Source organism: Niallia sp. FSL R7-0271 (assembly GCF_038005785.1).
Taxonomy (GTDB): Bacteria; Bacillota; Bacilli; order Bacillales; family Cytobacillaceae; genus Niallia.
This window is the reverse complement of sequence record NZ_JBBOTZ010000001.1, coordinates 3,417,868-3,441,657: the sequence shown is the minus strand read 5'-3', so window position 1 is coordinate 3,441,657 and position 23,790 is coordinate 3,417,868. Positions and strand designations below refer to the sequence as shown.

Annotated in this window: 14 protein-coding genes and 1 pseudogene; 11 read left to right on the top strand and 4 right to left on the bottom strand. The window is 36.2% G+C overall.

Features of this window, described 5'->3' with window-relative positions; genetic code table 11:
- Positions 1-239 precede the first annotated feature (239 nt).
- The 8 genes from galU to MKX82_RS17585 all read left to right on the top strand — a co-directional run bounded on the left by galU (position 240) and on the right by MKX82_RS17585 (position 17,371).
- A complete protein-coding gene (gene galU, locus MKX82_RS17620) occupies positions 240-1,133 on the top strand; it encodes a UTP--glucose-1-phosphate uridylyltransferase GalU (RefSeq protein WP_233315685.1) in 894 nt (297 codons plus the stop codon).
- Between the two features lie 149 nt (positions 1,134-1,282).
- On the top strand, positions 1,283-5,188 hold the full coding sequence (locus tag MKX82_RS17615) for a PA14 domain-containing protein (protein ID WP_341078839.1): 3,906 nt from the start codon (positions 1,283-1,285) through the stop codon (positions 5,186-5,188).
- 332 nt (positions 5,189-5,520) lie between these two features.
- Positions 5,521-9,396, top strand: coding sequence for a PA14 domain-containing protein (locus tag MKX82_RS17610; protein WP_341078838.1), 3,876 nt, complete (start codon positions 5,521-5,523; stop codon positions 9,394-9,396).
- A 234-nt stretch (positions 9,397-9,630) separates the two neighbouring features.
- A complete protein-coding gene (locus MKX82_RS17605; RefSeq protein WP_341078837.1) occupies positions 9,631-11,751 on the top strand; it encodes a CDP-glycerol glycerophosphotransferase family protein in 2,121 nt (706 codons plus the stop codon).
- Positions 11,752-11,824: 73 nt separating this feature from the next.
- On the top strand, positions 11,825-12,643 hold the full coding sequence (locus MKX82_RS17600) for an ABC transporter permease (RefSeq protein WP_251644784.1): 819 nt from the start codon (positions 11,825-11,827) through the stop codon (positions 12,641-12,643).
- 13 nt (positions 12,644-12,656) lie between these two features.
- The gene (gene tagH, locus MKX82_RS17595; protein WP_251644783.1) at positions 12,657-13,457 is read left to right on the top strand and encodes a teichoic acids export ABC transporter ATP-binding subunit TagH; all 801 of its coding nucleotides are present in this window, start codon (positions 12,657-12,659) and stop codon (positions 13,455-13,457) included.
- Between the two features lie 95 nt (positions 13,458-13,552).
- Positions 13,553-15,058 (top strand): glycosyltransferase, encoded by a 1,506-nt coding sequence (locus MKX82_RS17590; protein WP_251644782.1) that lies wholly within the window; start codon positions 13,553-13,555, stop codon positions 15,056-15,058.
- Between the two features lie 1,251 nt (positions 15,059-16,309).
- A complete protein-coding gene (locus tag MKX82_RS17585; protein WP_251644781.1) occupies positions 16,310-17,371 on the top strand; it encodes a glycosyltransferase family 4 protein in 1,062 nt (353 codons plus the stop codon).
- A 47-nt stretch (positions 17,372-17,418) separates the two neighbouring features.
- Here the strand turns inward: MKX82_RS17585 and MKX82_RS17580 are convergent.
- The 4 genes and pseudogenes from MKX82_RS17580 to MKX82_RS17565 form a co-directional block, all read right to left on the bottom strand.
- Positions 17,419-18,761, bottom strand: a pseudogene (locus MKX82_RS17580) (IS3 family transposase).
- 84 nt (positions 18,762-18,845) lie between these two features.
- On the bottom strand, positions 18,846-18,980 hold the full coding sequence (locus MKX82_RS17575) for a hypothetical protein (protein WP_341078834.1): 135 nt from the start codon (positions 18,978-18,980) through the stop codon (positions 18,846-18,848).
- 124 nt (positions 18,981-19,104) lie between these two features.
- Positions 19,105-20,253, bottom strand: a complete 1,149-nt coding sequence (locus MKX82_RS17570; protein WP_233315680.1) for an LCP family protein — start codon at positions 20,251-20,253, stop codon at positions 19,105-19,107.
- 133 nt (positions 20,254-20,386) lie between these two features.
- Positions 20,387-21,019, bottom strand: a complete 633-nt coding sequence (locus tag MKX82_RS17565) for a YigZ family protein (protein WP_233315679.1) — start codon at positions 21,017-21,019, stop codon at positions 20,387-20,389.
- A gap of 490 nt (positions 21,020-21,509) precedes the next feature.
- Between MKX82_RS17565 and MKX82_RS17560 the strand changes: the two genes are divergently transcribed.
- The 3 genes from MKX82_RS17560 to sda all read left to right on the top strand — a co-directional run bounded on the left by MKX82_RS17560 (position 21,510) and on the right by sda (position 23,689).
- Complete coding sequence (locus MKX82_RS17560) at positions 21,510-22,655, top strand: sensor histidine kinase (protein ID WP_233315678.1); 1,146 nt, start codon at positions 21,510-21,512, stop codon at positions 22,653-22,655.
- A gap of 33 nt (positions 22,656-22,688) precedes the next feature.
- Positions 22,689-23,378: a response regulator gene (locus MKX82_RS17555; RefSeq protein ID WP_233315677.1), complete on the top strand. Its 690-nt coding sequence runs from the start codon at positions 22,689-22,691 to the stop codon at positions 23,376-23,378.
- A gap of 179 nt (positions 23,379-23,557) precedes the next feature.
- Complete coding sequence (sda, locus tag MKX82_RS17550; protein WP_233315676.1) at positions 23,558-23,689, top strand: sporulation histidine kinase inhibitor Sda; 132 nt, start codon at positions 23,558-23,560, stop codon at positions 23,687-23,689.
- Positions 23,690-23,790: the final 101 nt, after the last annotated feature.

The window sequence follows — 23,790 nt, the reverse complement described above, 5'->3', positions numbered from 1 at the left end:
AATACAAATTTCAACAAATTATTATATTAATATTCGTTTCTGAATCAGCAATTATGCCTAGTAACATAGAAGTACTCCAATCAGATGTATTTGTACATATGTATCAGAACAAACATTTTTCTGTATACTAATTAATAATTGAAACAAAATAGAAACTTTTGCCCTGCTGTAATCGGTGGACAATAAATAGTATTGCATATAAAATAGAGGTAAGATAGGAATAATTTGGAGGTAAATAAATGTCTAAAGTAAGAAAAGCGATAATACCAGCTGCAGGTCTTGGAACTAGATTTTTACCAGCTACAAAAGCGATGCCAAAGGAAATGCTACCAATCGTAGACAAACCGACTATCCAATATATTGTTGAAGAAGCAATTGCTTCTGGAATTGAAGACATCATCATTGTTACTGGAAAAGGGAAAAGAGCGATTGAGGACCATTTTGATAACGCTTGGGAATTAGAAGAAAACCTAGTTGCGAAAGAGAAGTTCGACCTTCTTAAAAAAGTGAAAGAATCATCTAATGTTGATATTCACTATATTCGTCAAAAAGAGCCGAAAGGTTTAGGTCATGCTGTATGGTGTGCGAGAAACTTTATCGGTGATGAACCATTTGCAGTCTTGTTAGGCGATGATATTGTCGATAGTGAAGATCCATGTTTAGGTCAGCTTATGTCCCAATATGACCAAACATTATCATCCGTAATCGGTGTTCAAGTTGTTCCTGATTCAGAGACACACCGATATGGTATTGTTGATCCGATTGACGACTCTGGAAGAAGACACCAAGTGAAAAAGTTCGTAGAGAAGCCAAAGCAAGGTACTGCTCCATCTAATTTAGCGATTATTGGCCGCTATATTTTCACTCCGGAAATTTTCCGATTCCTTGAAGAGCAAGAAGTAGGTGCAGGCGGAGAAATCCAGCTGACAGATGCGATCGAAAAGCTTAACCAAATCCAACGAGTGTTCGCTTACGAATTTGAAGGAAATCGTTATGATGTCGGTGAGCAGTTAGGTTTCATTCAGACAACAATCGAGCTTGCTTTAAAACGTGATGATATTAAAGACAAGTTGGAAGTGTACTTAAAAGACTTAGTTGAAAAATTGCAGGATGAGCCTGTAAACAATAAATAATAAGCTTTATAAAAGAGGGTGAAAACCCTCTTTTTTTTATTGCCAGTATTAGGATGATTTACCTGTGATATTCATACTAGATACTATTAACATACACCCTCTTTTCATAGATAATATAAGTATATAAAACTACTAAAATGATGAGGTGTATGATTATAGAAAAGTTACTAGGCAAGAAGACTTATGTTTTGTTGTTTTTTTCTATTGTTGGTCTTTGGTTTATTTGCCCTGAACAAAAAAAGGCAGCAGAAGCAGCCTGGTCAGGGAATTTCTATAATAATTCCAGCCTGTCAGGAGAAGGCATAGCTGCACAGTTTCAAAATCTTCATCTGAACTGGGGCTATGATAAGCCGATGACTGGTGTTGGGACGAATAATTTTTCCGCATCATTTACACAGACCATTAATGTCCAAGATAGTCAGAAGGATTATTTTCTGCAAGCATTTGCTGATGATGGTGTCAGGATGTATCTGGATAATAAATTATATATAGATGGTTGGAGCACCTCTGGCCAAACCTTTTCTACACCTATGAAAAATATGACAGCAGGAGCCCATAATGTAACTGCAGAGTATGTGGAGGCAGGAGGAAAGTCTATCCTGTTTGCTGATGTGCTGCCTTTTGACAGTTGGGTCGGCTATTTCTACAATAATACAACTAAAAAAGGTGCACCTGAAGATGCCTTTCATTTCACATCTTCAGAGTCAGACCTCGCATTTAATTATGGCTATAATGCACCAGGTGCAAAAAATATTGGTGCAAATAATTTTTCGATGAAGCTGTACACCTATAAAAACCTTGCCGCAGGGCAGTATGTGATCAGCACAAAATCTGATGATGAAATCCAAGTTTTTATAGATAATAAAAAAATCCTTGAAAAGAAAAGTCCGGGAGAAGAAAAAATCCTAATTAATGTGGCTGATTCTGCCCAAGGAAGCGCGCATGCAATCAGAATTGAATATGTGGAAAAAACGGGCAAAAGCTATTTAGATTTCTCCATTAAACCTGTTAAGGAAGAGTTGACTGCCAACTCGTGGTTAGGTGCCTATTTTAACGGAACAACTGCAGCTGGAACAGGAAATGTGTATGGAGGAATCAGCAATGTGTTTTTCAACTGGAAAACTAATGCTCCAAACTCGAAAACTAGTAAAGATAATTTTTCTGCTTCTTATTATATGCTGCTGAATGCAGGTAATTACTTTGTTCATACAATTGCAGACGATGGCATTAGTGCAGCAGTCAATGGACAGTCTTTATTCAATCGCTGGACTTCATCTTCAGGTAAAGAGAATAAAGCAGCAATAACAAATCTGCAATCATCTAATAATGTTTTGCAAATTAATTATTTGGAAAAAATAAGCAATGCTTTTGTGAGTGCAGATGCCCTTCCGTTTGGACAGTGGCTTGGTTATTATTATGCAAACACTGGATTAAAAGGAGTGCCTGCGAACAAGAAAAGTATAAAGGGAGACGGAAATGGTGCTTTCAGCTTTGATGTTGGCACTGGAAGTCCTGCATCCGGCGTTCCAGCTGACAATTATACAGCACAGTTCATTACTGCGATGAAGCTGTCAGCAGGAGATTATGTTATTCGTGCAATGGCAGATGACGGAATCCGTGTTTATGTAGATGATAAGCTGGTGTTAGACAAGTGGGGCAGCAGCTCAGCAGAAAATGCAATGAAAATCAGCATTAGTGATCTGGAAGCATCAGATGCCGCTAAAAGGGATGTTCATTGGATTAAAGTTCAATACTTGGAGAAAAGCGGGAAGTCAAAGCTAAGCTTTGATATCAAACCATTGGAGCAAACTGTTACTTCAAGTGATTGGCTGAATATATTTTATCCAACAAAGAGTCTATCTGGAAATGGTATAGTTGTCGGCGGAAAGAATGCAAAGCAAACGGTCAAGCTTATTCAATATAAATGGAATAAGAGTGCGCCACTTGCTGGAATTCCCGCAGATGGTTTTTCTGCATCCTTCCTGAAAAAGATCACAGGAAATCAGGATTATTTTGTTTCAACGTTTGCAGATGACGGCATTCGTGTCAAAGTAGACAATCAAGCTATTATCGACCGCTGGAAAAATTCAGGCGGCGTGTATAATAACGGATTGATCACAGGTTTAAGCTCTGGCGATCATCTAATCCAGACAGATTACTATGATAATGGCAGCAGTGCCTATGCTTTTGCAGATGTACAGCCATTAGGCAACTGGATTGCGTACTATTATAATAATATGACATTGGCAGGAGCTCCAGTGAATTCAAAGGTTGTAAATAACAGCAACAGTTTAGCACTTACCCAAGATTTTGGAACAAATGCACCTGCATCAACAGTGAAAGCAGATGGCTTCTCAGCAAAGTATGTGACAGCAAAACGAATCGAAGCAGGAGAATATATCATCCGCGGGCTGTCTGATGATGGGGTTCAGATTTTTGTTGATGGTCAATTAGTCATTGATCAGTGGAGTAACGGATCTTACCGTGAGAAGGCTACAAAAGTTAAGATTGCCGATACGAAGGACGGCAATATCCACTGGATTGAAGTGCGGTATTACGACAATAAGAGTGCTGCGAAATTCCAGCTATCCTTTGTGCCGTACTCAGAAGATAATTTAGTTCATGATTCTGGCTGGTATGCAGAGTATTATCCGAAGATTATCGGTGAGGATGAGATTCCTGTCTATACATTGACAGACAGTGTAAAACCAGTCATTGTCGGGGGCAAGGATTCAATTGCAAAGGTAACAGATGTTTACTTTGACTGGGGTTCAGGATCACCATCCGGCTTGAGTGCAGATAAGTTTTCGGCTGTTTACCGGAAAAATGTTTATATTGCAGAAGACGGTTTATATAATTTCACAATCCTTGCTGATGATGGTGTCATCTTAGAGATAGATGGTGAAAAAGTAATAGATTCATGGCAAAGCAGTGCTGGCAAGCGGGAAGTTTCGGGCTACAGCCTTGCAAAGGGTGAGCATAAATTTGTTCTTAAATATTACGAGAACACTGGAAATGCCTCAGTGAAGTTTGAAATGAAGAAAGCAAAAGCTGTATTTACAGCATATGACTATTTATCTTATTCATTAGATGATGCGGTTACAATTCAGGCGAGCAAATATGCTCAAACAGATAAAAAGTATAAAGCATATATGAGAGAAGATGCGTTCTCCTATATTAGCAGCTATAGTAATTACGGACTTATTACAAGCGGCAGCTGGAATGTCCGAGGAGGTCCAAGCCTGACTGATTGGGTAATCGGCAAATTTACAACTGGTGATAAAGTGACTATTTTGTCAAAGGTAGCGGACGATTCCGGGATGGACTGGTATGAAGTAGATTTCTATAAATATTATGATGAAACTGCTGCAGCCACATCTGATGTGCCTGCACAATATAGGCTGTCCTATCACACATGGGTCAACGCAGGTCCTGTGGACATTAAATACTATTTAAATCCAGAGAACTTTATGAATGATGAAAAGCAAAAGCTTCAATTCCTGAAGCTGTCTGAAAGTGCGAACTTAAATGAGACCGAAGTAAACGAAAAAATTCTGAATGGCAAAGGAATTTTCGTCGGAAAGGCGAGTTCCTTCATAGATGCTGGCAAGCAGTATGGAATCAATGAAATATATTTGATTTCTCATGCTATGCTTGAAACAGGAAACGGAACCTCTGAGCTTGCTACAGGCGTAACCGTTTCGAGCGTGGACGGCAAAGCAGTAACACCAAAAACTGTTTATAATATGTATGGAATCGCAGCATACGATGATTCACCGACTAAGAGCGGATCAGAATATGCTTACAAACAAGGCTGGACAACGCCGGAAAAAGCAATCGTCGGCGGAGCAGAGTTTATCGGCAAAAATTATATAAATAATGCCACATACAAACAAGACACGCTCTATAAGATGAGATGGAATTCCGACAATCCAGGAGTTCACCAATATGCTACAGATGTAGGCTGGGCAAGCAAACAAGTAAACAGAATGAAATCATTATATGATTTGCTTGATTCCTACGAGATGTATTTTGAAGTTCCGATCTATAAATGATAAAGATGCCAGCACTATAATAACAGTGCTGGTTCCTTTTAAATATATGAGATTGTAAATTTTGCTGGTAACACTCATTGTTTATAGGCTTAAACTATTAACTGATTTTGCTTAATGGTATCCATAAAAAGTTTTAACTATATAGTGTAAAAATTACCAAAAGTGTATTTATTCTATGAAAATAAGAAATTATACCTATTGTTTCGCCTCTAAAGGTCTTAACAAATGTCGAATTATCATAGATAATGTAATTATATGAAACTAATAAAAAGAGGTGTATGACGATAGAAAGTGTATTTTTTAGAAAAAAGTTTCTTCCTTTATTTTTGTTTTTGGTCTTAGGATTATTATTAATAAATCCTGAGCAGAAGGAGGCAGAGGGAACCGATTGGTCGGGAAATTTTTATAATAATAAGACAATGGCTGGTAATCCGATTGTTTCCAATACTGCTAACCTGCGTTTCAATTGGAAAAAGACCAGCCCAGTGAATGGAATAGGGGTTAACGATTTTTCTGCGAAGTTTGAAAAAAATATAACAGTATCAAATAACAATCGAAATTACTTTCTCCACGCTTATGCAGATGATGGAATCAGGATGTATCTTGATAATAATCTGTATATTGACAACTGGAATCAATCATCAGGACAATATCTATCAAAAGTAATAACAAACTTGCAAAGTGGAACACATCTTGCTAGAACAGAGTATTATGAAGGTGGAGGCAACGCTGTTCTTTTTGCCGATGCGATACCTTTTAATACCTGGATTGGCTATTTTTATAATAATAAAGAACGGAAAGGTAGCCCGGAGGATGCATTCATTTTTTCTCCAACGGGAGGTAAAGACCTGTCCTTTAATTATGGCACTAACAAGCCTAATGCAAAAAATATTGGGAAAGATAACTTCTCTATAAAGCTATTTACCTATAAAGACCTTCCAGCTGGACAATACATTATTAGTATGGGTTCAGATGATGGTGCTGAACTTTACATAGATGACAAGAAAGTCTTGAATAAGACAAAAATAGGAGAAGATAAAATTCTTGTCAATATCTCAGACGGTGCTCAAGGACGTGTTCACAGTTTCCGAATTGAATATGTTGAAAAAACGGGAAAGAGCTACTTAGACTTTTCTATTAAACCATTTAAGGGAGAGCTTTCAACAGGTAACTGGTTGAGTGCTTATTATAACAGTACTAATTTAACTGGAACTGGGAATATATTTGGTGGAAACAGCAGCTCAACAAAAATAAACAATATCTTCTATAATTGGGGAACTGCAGCACCAAATGCTAAGACGAACAGCAATAACTTCTCAGCTTCCTACTATAAGCTTTTAGAAAAAGGGAATTACTTTGTACACACAATTGCGGATGATGGCATTAGTGCATCAGTGAATGGACAGTCCTTGTTTAACCGCTGGTCCTCTTCGTCAGGGAAGGAAAGTAAAGCGGTGGTTACTGGTCTGCAGTCTGCAGAAAATATATTGCAAGTTAATTACCTTGAAAAATCAGGCAAGGCATTTGTAAGTGCTGATGCGCTGCCTTTCGGCCAGTGGATTGGCTACTATTATGCTAATAATAATTTAAAGGGATATCCGGTAAACAAGCAGATAATTAAAGGTAACCAAAATGGTGCATTTAGTTTTGATGTAGGATATAATGCCCCAATTTCAGGTGTTCCAAAGAATAATTATTCTGCTCAATTTATCACTGCAATGAAATTGACTGCAGGGGAATATATGATTAATTCCATTGCAGATGATGGAATAAGGGTTTATATTGATGATAAGTTAGTATTGGATAGATGGGGAAGCGGCAATTCTTCAAAGGATACAGTTAAATTCAATATTAGTGATCTTAATAATGTCTCTGATGCATCTGAAAAGGATGTACATTGGATTAAGGTTCAGTATTTGGAGAAAGGCGGCAAATCAAAACTGAACTTTGATATAAAATCATTAAGCCAATCATTAACGACAAACAGCTGGCTGAATATCTTCTATCCAAATAAGAACGTATCTGGCAGTGGAAAAGTTAAAGGAACAACAAGTACCGTTCAAAATGTTTGGAAGAAAAATGCCCCAATGGCAGGGATTCCGGCAAACGGATTCTCCGCTTCTTTCTTGAAGAAAATTGCGGGCAATAAGGATTATTTTGTTTCAACATACGCAGATGACGGTATTCGTGTAAAGGTTGATGGAAATACAATTATAAATCGTTGGAAGAATTCCAGCGGCTCTTATGATAAAGGATTAATCACAAACTTAAATGCAAACCAGCACATTATTCAGGCAGATTACTATGATAACAGCAGCAATGCTTATGTATTTGCAGATGTACAGCCATTAGGAAATTGGATTGCCTACTATTATAATAATAAAAATCTTTCAGGTGTCCCTGTTACAGCTAAAGCTGTTAATAATTCAAACAGCATGACATTAACTCAGGATTTCGGGAAGAATGCTCCCGCCTCAGGTGTTAATAAAGATGGATTCTCAGCAAGGTATATCACTGCTAAAAGATTGGATGCAGGAGAGTATGTGATTCGCGGACTATCAGATGATGGTGTCAGGGTCTATATAGATGGGCAATTAGTGATTGACCAATGGCAAAATGGAAGTTATAGAGAAAAGGCAACTAAGGTTTCAATTCCTAATACTAAAAACGGAAATATCCATTGGATTGAAGTGAGGTATTATGATAACAAAAGCACGGCTAAGTTCCAATTTTCACTTGTTCCATATAAAGATGGGAGTTTAGTGGATAGTTCAGGTTGGTATGCTGAATATTATCCAAGAATTATTGGTGCAAATGAAAATCCTACTGCTGCCCTTACCGACAAGGAAAAACCAGTTATAATCGGCGGGGAAAATTCACTTAATAAAATTACAGATATTAACTTTAACTGGAAAAAGGGCACACCTGATCAAGCATTAGGAACGGATAAATTCTCAGCCATTTATAAAAAGACTATTAATATCTCTGAAAACACCAACTATAATTTCACTGTAACTGCAGATGATGGTGTTGTGTTAGAGATTGATGGTGAAAAAGTGATAGATTCATGGAAAAGCAGTTCAGGAGGCAAAAGAGAAGTTATAGGCCATTATCTGCCTAAAGGAAATCATACTTTTGTCTTAAAGTATTATGAAAATACAGGAAATGCTTCCATTAAATTCGAGATGAAAAAATCAAAGGCGGTCTTCACGACGTATAATTATTTGCCTTACTCTTTAAATGATACAGTAAACAAGCAAGTAAGTTTAAAGGCACAAACAGACAAAAAATATAAGGCGTACATAAGGGAAGATTACTTTTCTTATATAAGCAGTTATAGTAATTACGGGCTGATTGCTAATAATAAAACGAATGTACGAGGAGGAACTAGTGTCAATGACTGGGTGATTGGGACATTCTCCAAAGGTGACAAGGTCACTATACTTTCAAAAAAAGCAAAAGACAGCAGTGGCAAGTATTGGTATGAGGTAGATTTCTATAAATATTATGACGAGATAGCTGCGGCAACATCTGAGATGCCAGCAAGGTACAAGTTGGCCTACCACACATGGGTAAACGCTGGTCCATCAGATGTCAAATATTATTTAGATCCAAATAATTTTATAAAAGATGACAAGCAAAAACTGCAATTCTTGCTGTTGTCAACGAGTGCAAGCATAAGTGAAAAAGAAGTGAATGATAAAATTCTGAAGGGTAAAGGAATATTGACTGGAAAAGCTGAATCCTTTGTTGAAGCAGGCAAGAAATATGGTGTCAATGAGATATACTTAATATCCCATGCATTATTAGAAACTGGAAATGGTACATCAAAACTAGCGACAGGAGTAAAGGTATCTAATGTTGACGGAAAAGCAGTGACACCAAAAACAGTTTACAATATGTATGGAATTGGAGCATATGACTCATCTGCGCTTAAGAGTGGATCTGAACATGCGTATAAGAAAGGTTGGACCACCCCAGAAAAAGCAATTATCGGAGGAGCAGAGTTCATAGGCAAAAACTATATCAACAACTCAACATACAAACAGGATACTCTTTATAAAATGAGATGGAACACTAGCAAACCTGGTACCCATCAATACGCTACAGATATCGGTTGGGCAAGCAAACAGGTCAGCAGGATGAAATCCCTATATGACATGCTTGATTCTTATCGCATGTACCTTGAAATACCAAGATACAAATAAAAAACTTAGTAAAATCCAGCTCAAAGTTTATTGTGCTGGATTTTCACTTTTTAATCATAAGGAAGTTTGTAAATATGCTAAAACTCTAACCTTGTTGTAAAGGACGAGTTCTAAATACGAATTACCTCTAGTATTTTAATTAAGTTTGAAATCCAAACACGTAACCTATATAATGTTTGATAGATTGTAAAGTACCGTTATTATGTACTGAATGTTTGAGAGGAGTATCATTGAATGAGTGAATCGGGATTTGTCCATAAGCAGGCAAACAAGGTTGTTATTGATAACGATAAACTATATATAAAGTTTTGTTTTAATCATGAATTGTTAGAGGAAAAACAGTTTAGGCTGGGTCTTATAAAAAGAGGCTCAGAAGTTCTGACAGCAAGTGCTGTACATACTGTTGAGATAAATGAAGAAACTGGAATTTATGAGTCGACTATTAGCTTAACAGAGAACAAGCAGGTAATAAGTGAAGAAGGAACATGGGACCTGTATTTGCTAGTAGAGGATGAAGAGACCCTATCTGAAAAAAAATATCGAATAAAAAGCAATAAAGCAGCCTTAGAGCTTAACTACTTTTTATATGATGATATTGGGACAATGTTTTATGCCTATACAACTAATAAGGGAAATGTTTCTTTTAAAACAGTTGTAAAACGGATAATTGCCAATATAGAAGAAGCACATTTGACAAGTGGCAGTCTTGTACATATTAGCGGTTATGGGTTTATGCCTGCGCAAAATATTCGGACTGAGCCTATCGAAAAAAGGTTGATTATCACAAATAATGTCAATGATGAGTTGTACACCGTTCCGCTTGCAAATAAACATAGAAATGATTTGCAAGAAATGTATGGTGGAAGCACACATAATTACGAAACAATAGGTTTCGAAGGGGAAATAGATTTAAACCAGTATTTAACTAATGTGGAAGCTATTTATTACCGATTTTACTTAGAGCTTACTTTTGAGGAAAATGGGGAAAAGGTTAAGGTCTTAAGTCCTCGACTCAAGTTTGTGACCTTTAATCCTAAATATAAAAGACAGAGAACCAAACTTGCGTCAATATATGGAAAGAAACGGGTATTGTTGAAATCTACTGCAAAAAAGAATTTTCTGTCTGTAAAAGTAGCTGACTATAATGCTAAACAAGAGTTTAAAGCAAAAGTAAAGGGAAACCTGGTGCGCATAAAAAGAAGCAGCAAAGCAAAGAAACTCTTTAAATTAGCATTTGCTTTACTAGGCATGCTGCCGGCTCAGAAAAAAACTGTTATTTTTGAAAGCTTCTTAGGTAAGCAGTATAGTGACAGTCCAAGGGCTATATACGAATACTTAAAACAAAATCATCCAGAATTCAAGCTGTACTGGAGTGTTGATAAAAGATTTATACAGAACTTTGAAGATCGTGGATTGAATATAGTGCCAAGATTCTCTGTTAAATGGCTGTTTCGAATGTCTCGATCTCAATATTGGGTAAGTAACAGCCGTTTGCCGCTCTGGATTCCAAAGCCTAAAAATACAACCTACTTGCAAACATGGCACGGCACACCACTTAAACGACTTGCTGCAGATATGGAAGAAGTTCATATGCCTGGCACTAATAAAGAAAAGTATAAAAGAAACTTTCTTAAGGAATCTAGCAACTGGGATTATCTTGTTTCACCAAATGCTTATTCCAGTGAAATTTTCGCCAGAGCATTTGAATTTGACCGCAAGATGATTGAATCAGGATATCCTCGTAATGATGCTTTAATTAATGATAACAGAGAAGAAAATATACTTGCTTTAAAAGAGAGATTCGCTTTACCGCTTGATAAAAAAATCGTCCTGTATGCACCGACATGGAGAGATGATCAGTTCTATGGAAAAGGAAAATATAAATTCGACTTAGAACTGGATCTAGACCAATTAAGAGAAGAACTTGGGGATGATTATATTGTCGTGTTAAGGATGCACTATTTAGTGGCAGAGAATTTCGACCTTACGCCATATGTAGGTTTTGCATATGATTTCTCAAACTATGAGGATATTAGGGAATTGTACCTTATTTCTGATTTATTGATAACTGATTATTCTTCCGTTTTCTTTGATTACGGAAACTTAAAAAGACCGATGATTTTTTACGTATACGATATTGAAACATATCGGGACAAGCTGAGAGGATTTTATTTTGACTTTGAGAAAAAAGCGCCTGGTCCGCTGGCTAAAACTACCGATGAAGTGATTCACTATATTAAATTAGCGGAAAAAGAACCTCTTAACGAAAAATTTGAAGAGTTTTACAACACGTTTTGTTATTTGGAGGATGGCGATGCTTCTAAGAGAGTGGTTGAAGAAGTGTTCCTCAAGTAGTTTGTACTGCTAGTGGCACTAGATAAGCCCAGTCAGTTCCAATTTACGGCGTATGAGAGAAGGGTTAGGTAATATGGTTTCGATGTTTAAAGTGTTAAAAGAGCAATATGATAATTTCCATCTAATTACTAGGTTGGCTGCATATGAACTGAAAAGCGCTAACTATAATAACTACTTAGGAAGCCTGTGGGAGCTGTTAAACCCTGCAATCCAAATTTCTATTTATTGGTTCCTTTTCGGTTTTGTTCAGGAAAGGGACCAAGTACAGATTCCGGGAGGGGGAAAATATGATTTCTTTCCATGGATGCTTGCCGGAATAACAATATGGTTTTTCATATATCCGTCAATTACGCATGGTTCCAAATCAATATATTCTAGATTGAGGATGGTATCCCGGATGAATTTTCCGTTAAGTGTGATTCCATCATACGTCATATTATCCAAGCTTTTACCGCAGTTAATGCTTATGCTTGTAACAATCATATTATTTCAATTTATGGGGATACCAATTAGTATCTACTATCTTCAAATTCCTTACTTTTTGGTGGCAACAATTCTATTTTTATTTGCGTTATCATTAGTTACATCTACAATATCAACTATTGTAAGAGATTTTCAAATGTTGATTCAATCATTGATGAGAGTGCTGCTTTTCATTACACCAATTTTATGGCCGTTAAGGAACTTTGGAGAGACTTTTAATTTTATCATGAAGCTTAATCCTTTTTATTATCTAATAGAAGGATTCCGTTATTCCCTTTTAGGTGAAGGGTGGTTCCTTGTCGAACATGCTGGGCTAACATTTTATTTTTGGGTAGTTTTAATAATCCTGCTGTTACTTGGGTCCTATTTGCATGTAAGGTTCCGCAAGCATTTTATAGATTTCTTATAATGGGTGTGATTACATGAATAAATCTGTTGTAGTAAAAAACTTAAGCAAAAGATATAAACTATACAGCAGCAATAAAGAAAAACTGATGGATATGTTCCTTCCCAAAAATTACGGTGAGCCTTTTTATGCACTAAGAAATGTTAGTTTTGAGGCTGACCATGGGGATGTCATCGGATTTGTTGGGGTTAATGGCTCTGGCAAATCCACTTTATCAAATATAATAGCAGGTATTGTTCCTGAAACATCTGGAGAAGTAATCATAGATGGCCAAGCCTCATTAATAGCGGTAGCAGCAGGTTTAAACAATCAGCTGACTGGCAGGGAAAACATTGAATTAAAGTGCTTAATGTTGGGCTTTACTAAGCAAGAAATTAAGGAATTAGAACCTGAAATTATCGAGTTTGCTGAACTTGGAAAGTTTATCGATCAACCTGTAAAATCATATTCTAGTGGGATGAAATCGAGATTAGGATTTGGAATCTCAGTAAATACGAACCCAGATGTTTTAATTATAGATGAAGCTTTATCAGTTGGAGATAAAGCATTCGCCGAAAAATGTCTGGCTAAAATGGATGAATTTAAACAACGAGGAAAAACGATGTTTTTTGTCAGCCACTCAATTGGTCAAATGAAACAGTTTTGCCAGAAAGGTGTATGGCTTGAAAATGGGCAGCTTAGAATGATGGGTGATATTAAGGAAGTAATTCCTGCTTATGAGGAATTCTTAGCCGAATATAAAAAAATGACTCCAGAACAAAAAAAGGCATTTCGGGAACAGGGCTTTAAAGACCAGGGCAATCTGGAATATGCTTAAGTAGATTTGTTTTTTAGACAAAATATTAGAACCACAATTAACTTATTCTTTTACATTCTAAAAGATAAAATATTTGTGAATTGGAGAAGGTTATTATGAATAAACAAACACCTGTATTCGTATTTAAATCGTTGAACGTAGTTAGAGGGGGACTAACTAAGGCAGTATTGACAAGAGCAAATACACTCATTAAGCATTTTGAAGAAGTTATTTTCTTAACCTTGGCATTTCAGGCTGATTATAAAGAAATTATCGAGGAATTATATAATTCTGGTAAGCTGGACCAACGTGTAAAGGTTCTAAACTTTTTTGATGATGCTACTTCTAATGTAGAAGGAGAATTAAAGGTTGGTCCTGAATCCAGTGAAGTAAAAGAAGAAGGATTTTATGAGTTTATTGATAAGGATCAAGAACTACCGTCATATCGCTATTATAAAAATGGCAAATACGTAAAGTATAAGAGGTTTGATAGTGACGGCAAGCTGCTTTTTGTTGATTATATGAATGAAGCTCGAAACAGGACACAAAGAGATGAGTATGACAAAGAAGGTTTTTTAGTTTGTTCCCAGTTTATGGATTTAAATTCAAACATTCCGAGACTTAAAAGTTATTTTGCAAGAAATGGAGAATCTTATGTATCCGTGTGGATGGATGAGAAAACTAAAAAAGAAGGCAGAACCCTTCTTTACGGAGAACAATATAAAGAATACAGCAGTCTGTATAAATTGTACACTAAGTGGGTGGATGATAAGCTTTTAACAATAACTAACCCTGTAGTGTTTTCTGATTCACGGTTCTCAGATGGATTAGTATTAGATTTGAAGACAAAAGGCATAAAAAAGGTCGCTGTTCTTCATAATAATCACTTTGCAATGCCTTATAACAATAAAGCAGAAATTAAAAAAACATGGGCTACTTTCTTTAAAGGCATAGCAAAATTTGATCGTGTAGTATTCCTTACTCATGATCAAAAAAGTGATGTTAGTGCTGCATACGGTGATTTGCCGTCTTATCGTGTAATTCCTCATGCTGTACCTGAAGCAAAAGAGGAAGAAAGCCAGGTTACATACGACCCCCATTTGGCGGTTTGTTTAGCAAGATTTGAAACACAAAAAAGATTGGATGAAGCAATTAAATCATTCAAGTATGTTGTCAGAAAAATTCCAGATGCAAAATTGCATATATATGGTTTCGGACCACAAAAAACTAAATTAGAAGGCTTAATTGAATCACTTGGTCTGAAGGAAAATGTTAAATTGAAGGCATTTACTTCTAATCCAACCCTTACATATAAGAAGGCAGCATGCTCTATTCTTACTTCAGATTATGAAGGTTTTGGGATGATTATTACAGAAAGTATGGCCGCTGGAACACCTGTTGTCTCATACGATTGTAAGTATGGACCAAAAGACATTATCCGGGATGGAATCGATGGGTATGTAGTACCTCGAGGCAAACAGCGTAAGCTTGCACAAAGGATTATTAAGATCTTTAAAGACCAGGAACATCGGAACATTCTTGCAGGAAAATCATTGGAAGTGAAAGAACGTTTCAGTTATAAAAACTTTGAAAAACAATGGATTGATATCATTAAGGAATAAGTGTTATCTTTAATGTTTTTTATAACTATTTAAGGGGGGATTAGTCTGTATCATACAGACTAATCCCCCCTTTTTCTTTTTGGCTATGATAAAGGTAAAGGTTGATTTAAAATACAAATGGCCCCTATTGTTTAAGTACATTAGTTTACAATCAGTTCATTTATTACAGGAATGCTACCACGTTAGTGCTGAAGCAAAAACAAAAACGTATTAATCCTCCTTAGATTTATACCCCTATTAGTATTTATAGGTCAGCTATTTCTGCCTCTATAAGCAACTTAAACAAAAAAGAGTTAATCCTACTTGGATAAACTCTTCCTAGATATTGTTGCCAATACTATGTGGCTTATTAAACACTCAATTTTTATTTAATTTTTGATTCTTGCCGACAATCCAAGCTAAAGATAAAATTGAAACAGTTACTACTATTGCTGTTAACATAAATATAACCACCTTTATTTCCTTTTAATTACATTATAACATACTCAAAATCAGTCATTGTTCAATGCCCCTTTTTATTAAATCTTGGTTTGCTAAAAAATGCTGCAAGAAGGATAAAGAATAACGAAAGTAAAATACCTGTAGCTCCCTTTTCAAAATATAAACAAATAGGAATGCTTATTGTTGCATGCATAAACATCAATTTCATCATTCCATCACCCCATATTCAGTGTTTTTATTTTATACGTTTAATTGCTAAAAAAGATTCTAAATATGTATAATTTTGTATTTTATTATTCGAAAAACCTGCCACATTAGTTTACTTGTAACATTTCACAAACAAAAAACACCTCACGAAAAGTCAACCCTAACCATTAACATAGCCTTCTTTTTTAATCAGTTTTGTAACTTAAATAACTCATGTTTGTTTGTATATGTTAAGAAGGCGGTAATTCTAAGTTTATAATTTATGTCTTTTTTAGTAGTTGTAGTAAAACGATATATGAAAATTTCCCAGCATCCAAATGTAACTATTTACGATAATTTACATATATACTTCAAAAAGGACAATCATAAGAAAAAAGTAATTTAAAAAATATTGTTTGAAACTTTTTTTTGGAAAGTTCGTCTATACTATAGATAAGTAAATTAAAGTACCAAAAAATATTTAAATATTGTATTATTATTGTAAAATGGACGAAAAATTTAAGTTTAAGTTAAAAGAGAATATGCTATAATGATTGTTGTGTTATATACAGGGAAAAGACGGATGCCATAAAAGATTCTTATCTGGGCATCGGGGAGGATCTTATGATTTATATAATGCTTGTCACATGTTTTTTTGGATCCATCATACTTACTCCTTTAGTGAAAAAGCTGGCATTTAAATTAGGAGCAGTTGATAAACCAGAACAACGTAAAGTTCATCAAAAAATTATGCCCCGAATGGGCGGTTTAGCCATATATATCAGCTTTATTATCGGAGCTTTAATCATTAATCCGAATAAGGACTATCATTTTCCAGTTTTAATCGGGAGCACTATCATTATCATCACAGGAATATTAGATGATATTTATAATCTGTCTGCCAAGATTAAATTTCTAACACAAACATTGGCAGCGGTAGTTGTTGTTGTGTGGGGCGGTGTGCAGGTTGAATTTATCAACCTGCCGTTCGGAGGCCAAATTGAGTTTGGTTTGCTCGATATACCAATTACTATCCTTTGGATTGTTGGAATTACGAATGCGATTAATTTAATTGATGGTTTGGATGGACTAGCTGCAGGTGTTTCCTCCATCGCCTTGTTCACTATCACAGGGATGGCGATGATTATGGGCAACGGCTATGTTATTGCAATTTCGTCGATTGTGCTTGCAAGTACATTAGGTTTTTTGTTCTTTAATTTTTATCCGGCAAAAATCTTTATGGGTGATACAGGTGCATTATTCCTCGGCTATATTATCGCTGTTATGTCCTTACTTGGCTTTAAGAACGTTACATTGATTTCTTTCGTCATTCCAGTGATTATCTTAGGTGTGCCGATTTCAGATACATTTTTTGCCATCATTCGCAGGCTTATTAACAAGCAGCCTTTATCCGCACCTGATAAATCCCACCTGCATCATTGTCTGCTTAATATCGGTTTTACACATAGACAAACGGTTATCGTTATCTATGCAATGGCAACATTCTTCGGATTGGTTGCCGTCATCTTCTCACAGGCGAAGGTATGGGGAGCTATTCTCCTTATTGCGACAGTTCTGCTGATTATAGAGTTATTTGTCGAAAAGATAGGTCTTGTCGGAAAGAATTATAAACCTATCCTTAAATTCATTAATGATATACGATATGCAGCTGATAAAGATCGTTAGAATAGATTCCTAAAAGTTATACAAGGTTATTTCATCAGGCAGCTTTTTCAAAAATGAGTTCGGTATTGTACCGTACTCATTTTCTTTTTGCCTTCATCCATCTGGTAATATAATATTCCATATATTTTTCAAGTTCTGGTTTAAGCTATTCTACATTTTCAAATTCCTTATAGTTAAGGAATTTCTTGTTTCATAATTCCGAAGAAATTCTTAATCACTGAATTATTGTAACAGTTTCCTTTACGAGATATAATTTGTTTTGTTTAATTCTTTTTTTTTTGAAGGGTGTGACTATATTGTTTCATCTGATAATGCCAGTCTTTATCTGAATGCATCAATAGTATATGCTCTTCTGGTAAACGTTCAAGTGCTTTCTCTAACATCTCCGAAACAAGTGAATAGGTTGGTCTAAAGCCGATTGTATAAGTAATACTTCTCCCTTAAATAAATCTAGTACAGGTGATAAATAGAGCTTCTCGCCATATAATTTAAACTTCGTAATATCCGTACCCACTCCTGATTCGGTGCATCGGCTGTTAATTGACGATATAAATGGTTCGCTGCAATTTTCCCTACAATACCTTTATAAGATTTATATATTTTTATCTGTACTAAACATTCTAAACCAAGTTCTTTCATGATACGTTGAACCTTTTAATGATTCACTTTTTGCCAACGATTCGTTAGCCCATCACGTATACGACGATAACCGTAAAGACCTTCATGTTCCTCATAGATGGTCTTTACCTCCGCTTTCAAGTCACTATCTGGATTTGGTCGATTGATTTTTTACTAAATCATAATATGTGCTACGTGGAATATTAGCGAGCTTTACGAGTTCCTTCACCGAGTTTATATACCTAAATTGTAGATTACTAGTGCTTTGTCTTTTTTTGGTGATTTTTTCTTGTTTTGTAATAAGGCATTCAACTTATTTAAATACTCATTTTCCATTACTAGTTGTAATACATGCCTCAGGTGCCTCTACTGATCCTTTAGCTGGTGTTTGTTTTGGTTTATTTAATGATTTCTTTTTCACGGATGGACCCCCCTTTTCTTTCAGTTTAAGGGCTTCTATACCGTCAACCTACATTTTTCTCTGCCAATTATATACCATTGTATAACTAGAGATTTTAAAGAGAGCTGCAGTATCCATTAGTGACGCACCAGAACGAACCATATAGTTTAGTACTTCTAGTTTAAAAACTGACAGAACAGTTTGTACAGGTGTTTATGGACCTTCTTCTCCATGTAATTCATATAATTTTAACCACTATTGGAACCGTGCTCTGGCAATACCAATTTGTTTTGTATATTCATTTTGAGAGATTACTTTCGGGTTATAGCCGTGGATAATATTTAATTTTATATCACTTGTATATTTAGACATAAAAAAACCACACCTCCAATTGTTAGACAGTGTCTAACAATTGGAAATGCAGTTCATAAGGTAAACTTTTGTTGTATTTACCTTTTACAGATCATCATCTGTAACGGTCTCAAGGACCAGCATATAATCTTCTTCATCATCCATTAGCAATGAATCATGTTCCGACCACAGCGGCCTTTCGAGCGCATAATTAATTAATGACCAAACTGATTTAATCATCGATGTTTCCCTCGTTCGTGATAGTTTTTATGGCATCAATAGTATTTACAAAAACTAGCCATTTTATAGGGGAAACAATAAAAAAGACGATGGGAGGCTTGTCCCATCGTCCTTTTTATGACATTTAATTAGTTGTCGTTGTATCTGTTGTGGATTCATTATATGTCGAATCCGTCGTTGATGTGCCAGTGCTGTCCGTCGTTCCAGTAGTGCTGTCTGTAGAAGTATCAGAAGAACCAGTAGTATCCGTTGTTGTGTCATCACTGCTGTTTATGTCATCTTTAATTCCTAGATGCTCCTGCAGGATTGCTTTCGTTTCTTCCAATGCTGTTGGGTCTAACTGGTACACATAAGCACCATCTACGTTGCCGTCAGAGCCAGTTAAAGTCAAGCTTTCCACCTGCAGGCCGTTTTCAGCTGTCGCATATGCCAGAAGGGACTGAATATTGCTGAATGAAAGGTCTGTTGTCATGTTATCGCCGACAGCCTCCATTAGCTTGGAATACTTTGTGATAGCTTGAGCGGAAACAGCTTTATCCATAATTGCCTTCATAATCAATTGCTGGCGTTTCCCGCGTTCAATGTCATTGTCGATTTTTCGTGTTCTAGCTAGTGCTAACGCTTCTTCACCATTAAGAGTCTGTAAGCCTTTTTCTAAATGAATAGCATTTTCACCTTTTTGGTCTTTCGAGTTTTGCTCTGTAAATGTTACAGGAACGTCAACTTCAATGCCGCCAAGTGCTTCAACAACATCCATGAAAGCATCAAAGTTCATTTTTGCGTAATAATCTACAGGTACATCCAATAAGTTCTCTACTGTTTCAATGGTCGATGTTACACCGCCAAAGTAATGGGCATGTGTGATTTTGTCGTTATAGCCTCTTTCAGGGATATAAACATAGGAATCACGGGGAATGCTCAATAGCTTGACTGATTTTTCTTTTTCATTCAATGTTGCAAGCATTAATGCATCTGAACGGGATCTCGTCGTTCCAGATGATGACGAACGTTTTTCACTGTCATCGACACCGATAAACAGAATCGATATATCATCTATATCAGGGTCTACTGCCGCATCACGGAGAGAAGATTCTCTGTCAATCGGCTGGTAGGAGTCTTCTACCACTGATTTTGCCTTTGTATAGAGGAATGCGCCATAGCCAATGCCACTTGCGGCAATCACCAGTAATGGTACTAGAATGAAGGTTAGGATTTTCTTTCTCTTTCGCTTCTTTTTATTATGGTTTACATAAGATTCTCTATTTGATGCCATTGGTTTCTCCTTTAAAGTGTTGATTTTAGAAACTATTTATAGCCATTATTCTTATCTTACTATCTCATCTCATATTAATAACTAGTGTTTTATTTCTTATTAAGGAATAATTTAATAAGAAAAGGGAAAATATTCATATGAGGGATTCGAGATAGACAGCTTCTTTTTCTGTTAGTATGCCCTGGCCATTCGTTAATTCTGTCATCCAATCCTTGTATGATTCAATATTTTCTGTTTCAACATACACATCAATCTCTACTGCCTCTAAATAGTGGATTTCCTTCAATTGATAAGGGGAGGATCTTAATTCATTTTCTATTTTTCCGAGGAAAGTATAGTCGATAGTAACACCTATTACTGTCATTAATTTTCTCTCTACAACACCAGTTGCTGTGATGCCTTCAGAGGCTGATTTTCCGTATGCACGGATAAGACCGCCGGCACCAAGCTTAATTCCCCCAAAGTAGCGTGTTACGACAACTGCTGTATCTTTCAGCTTCCTTTTTTTCAGCACTTCTAAAATCGGGACTCCGGCTGTACCGCTTGGCTCTCCATCGTCATTTGCCTTTTGAATTTGGTCATTTTCACCGATTAAATAAGCTGAACAGTTATGGGTTGCATCTTTATGCTTTTTTTTAATATCTATAATAAACGCTTGTGCTTCTTCTTCACTAGTAGCTCTGCAGACATGTGCGATGAAGCGCGATTTCTGTATGATGATCTCATGTTCTCCATAGCCTTTTACAGTATGGTAGCAAGGAAGCATTCAAATCGCTCCTTTCTAATAAAAAACTCATAAAATGTTTGTTATAACGAACGAATAAGAATATAATATTTTATAGCCTTATTTCATTATAATTCGACATTCTTCATTCTTCAATTGTTGATGTGTTTGTAACAGAATTTTAATATTAGTCCGATATCTCCATGTTATAATAAGTAAAACTCCATGCCCAAAAAGTCCCTTGCAAAAAAAGCGGATTTAACGTGATTTAAACGTAAATACAGAACTGCCACGGATTGGCTGTATTGACGTAAGATGGCAGAATAGGGCAAAGGACATTTGTATATGATAAAATAAAATCCTTAAAATTTTCTTAAATAGGTAATTAGTTTCACTCTTATCGGGTAATATATATGTCGAAATAACGATTTTATAATATTTAACCATGAAATTATACATATTTTCTACTTTCACGCTAAAATAAGATTTGATACAGGAAGGGTTTTCAGCCTTTTTGGAGGAATTATATAATATGATAATAAGGAAATTTGATACGAAAACACTAGATTTCATATTAGAAAAAATGGTTGAGACTGTCAGCTCCAGCAAGGATGAAATATTTCGCATTGGAGAACAGTGTCGAAAGGATTATGAGAAGCTGACAGAAGAGCTAAAAGAAATAAGAAATCTAGTCCTGCAAACAATTGAAGAAGGAGATAAGCTCGAGGCGCAATCCCGCTTTGCAAGGAAACGCTTGTCAGAAGTAAGCAAGCATTTCAATGAGTACTCCGAGCTTGAAGTGCGTGAGGCGTATGAAAAGGCGCACAGCCTGCAAATGGACCTCAGCATGAACAGACATCTGGAAAAACAATATCGTGAAAGGCGCGACGATATTGAGAGAAGGCTCATTGGGCTTGACGAGACAATTGAAAGGGCCGATCATCTTGTCACCCAAATTACCGTTGTAATGAAATACTTAATCAGTGATTTGAAGCAGGTAGGGGAAGTCCTTGAGGATGCAAAACAAAAGCAGGACTTTGGCCTAAAAATAATCGGAGCCCAGGAAGAGGAGCGAAAGCGGCTTTCAAGGGAAATTCATGACGGTCCCGCTCAAATGATGGCAAACGTTATGATGCGCTCTGATCTAATTGAAAGAATATATAAGGAACATGGTGCACAAGAAGCATTTGAAGAGATTAAAAATCTTAAGCTGATGGTCCGCAGTGCTCTGTATGAAGTGAGACGAATCATCTATGACCTTCGCCCGATGGCTTTGGATGATTTAGGTCTTGTTCCTACATTAAAAAAATATTTAAAGACAACAGAAGAGTATTATCAAACAGCTAGTATCAGCTTTTCAACAATAGGCAAGGAAATAAGGCTGCCAGGCAAATATGAAGTAGCATTATTCCGGCTTATTCAAGAATCCGTTCAGAATGCGTTGAAGCATGCAGAAGCAAAGACAATCCTTGTAAAAATAGAGATGAGACGCGATCAAGTAATCGTAGTCATCAAGGATGACGGCAAAGGGTTTGATAAGACGGTTAAAAAGCAAGAATCCTTTGGGTTAATTGGGATGAGAGAGAGAGTAGAGCTGCTTGAAGGGGAATTATCAATTGACTCTAAAATTGGATCAGGAACACTTGTTATGATTAATGTTCCAATAAAAACTACTTAAATTGATAGTGTGAGAATAGGGGAGGCGAAGCAATTGGCTACAACGAAAATAGTTATTATAGATGATCATCAATTGTTCAGGGAAGGTGTTAAACGTATCTTGGATTTCGAATCAAGCTTTGAAGTTGTCGCAGAAGGCGATGACGGTTCACAAGCGATCCAGCTTGTAGAAGAATATCAGCCTGATGTAACAATCATGGATATTAACATGCCGACAACAAATGGTGTGGAAGCGACAAGACAGCTTTTGGAGAAGTTTCCAGAAACAAAAGTCATTATCCTTTCCATTCATGATGATGAAAACTATGTAACACATGCACTAAAAACAGGAGCAAGCGGCTATCTATTAAAAGAGATGGATGCAGATGCACTTGTAGAAGCAGTTAAAGTAGTGGCGGACGGCGGGTCATACTTGCATCCGAAAGTTACGCATAACCTTGTAAATGAATACCGCAGATTGGCAATGGAAGAGTCAGGCGGCGGAGAGCATTATGTACAAACAGTTGAAATAAGAAGACCGCTACATCTGTTAACACGCCGTGAGTGTGAAGTATTGCAGCTTCTTGCAGACGGTAAGAGCAACAGAGGTATAGGTGAAGCATTATTTATCAGTGAAAAAACGGTAAAAAACCATGTCAGCAATATCCTGCAAAAAATGAACGTAAACGACCGGACACAAGCAGTTGTCGTAGCGATCAAAAACGGCTGGGTAGAAGTGCGCTAAAAGAGTTTCCCTCTATTGGGAAGCTTTTTTTTTTTTGCAAAAATGTCGATTTTTGTCCAAAGAAGTAGAAAAATTCATATTTTTGTAAAAAAGTCGACGGAATTAGGATAAAATACCTATGTGCAACAGCGGTTAGATAGTGCAGAATATTCATAAATAAAGGGATAGGAGTGCTTGAGATGAGCGGAGTAAATATTCTTTCAAATGCCGAGCTGGTAAAAGCATATCGCCTGGCAATCTCACTTGATTTGGAAGTCGAATTTATCGCCATACTTTTTGAAGAATTGAATCGCAGAGAATTGAAATACTGACATTATGTCTTTCTATATATGATAAACGTCTGCTATAAACTACCTTTTTTGTCTACAATAATAAAATTAGCCTATATTTGATGCAAATATTTTATTTTTTA

Bases quoted from the DNA above. Each gene is read 5' to 3' on its own strand.
- galU (WP_233315685.1), top strand. From the start codon at position 240: ATGTCTAAAGTAAGAAAAGCGATAATACCAGCTGCAGGTCTTGGAACT.
- MKX82_RS17615 (WP_341078839.1), top strand. From the start codon at position 1,283: ATGATTATAGAAAAGTTACTAGGCAAGAAGACTTATGTTTTGTTGTTT.
- MKX82_RS17605 (WP_341078837.1), top strand. From the start codon at position 9,631: ATGAGTGAATCGGGATTTGTCCATAAGCAGGCAAACAAGGTTGTTATT.
- MKX82_RS17600 (WP_251644784.1), top strand. From the start codon at position 11,825: ATGGTTTCGATGTTTAAAGTGTTAAAAGAGCAATATGATAATTTCCAT.
- tagH (WP_251644783.1), top strand. From the start codon at position 12,657: ATGAATAAATCTGTTGTAGTAAAAAACTTAAGCAAAAGATATAAACTA.
- MKX82_RS17590 (WP_251644782.1), top strand. From the start codon at position 13,553: ATGAATAAACAAACACCTGTATTCGTATTTAAATCGTTGAACGTAGTT.
- MKX82_RS17585 (WP_251644781.1), top strand. From the start codon at position 16,310: ATGATTTATATAATGCTTGTCACATGTTTTTTTGGATCCATCATACTT.
- MKX82_RS17575 (WP_341078834.1), bottom strand. From the start codon at position 18,980: ATGATTAAATCAGTTTGGTCATTAATTAATTATGCGCTCGAAAGGCCG.
- MKX82_RS17570 (WP_233315680.1), bottom strand. From the start codon at position 20,253: ATGGCATCAAATAGAGAATCTTATGTAAACCATAATAAAAAGAAGCGA.
- MKX82_RS17565 (WP_233315679.1), bottom strand. From the start codon at position 21,019: ATGCTTCCTTGCTACCATACTGTAAAAGGCTATGGAGAACATGAGATC.
- MKX82_RS17560 (WP_233315678.1), top strand. From the start codon at position 21,510: ATGATAATAAGGAAATTTGATACGAAAACACTAGATTTCATATTAGAA.
- sda (WP_233315676.1), top strand. From the start codon at position 23,558: ATGAGCGGAGTAAATATTCTTTCAAATGCCGAGCTGGTAAAAGCATAT.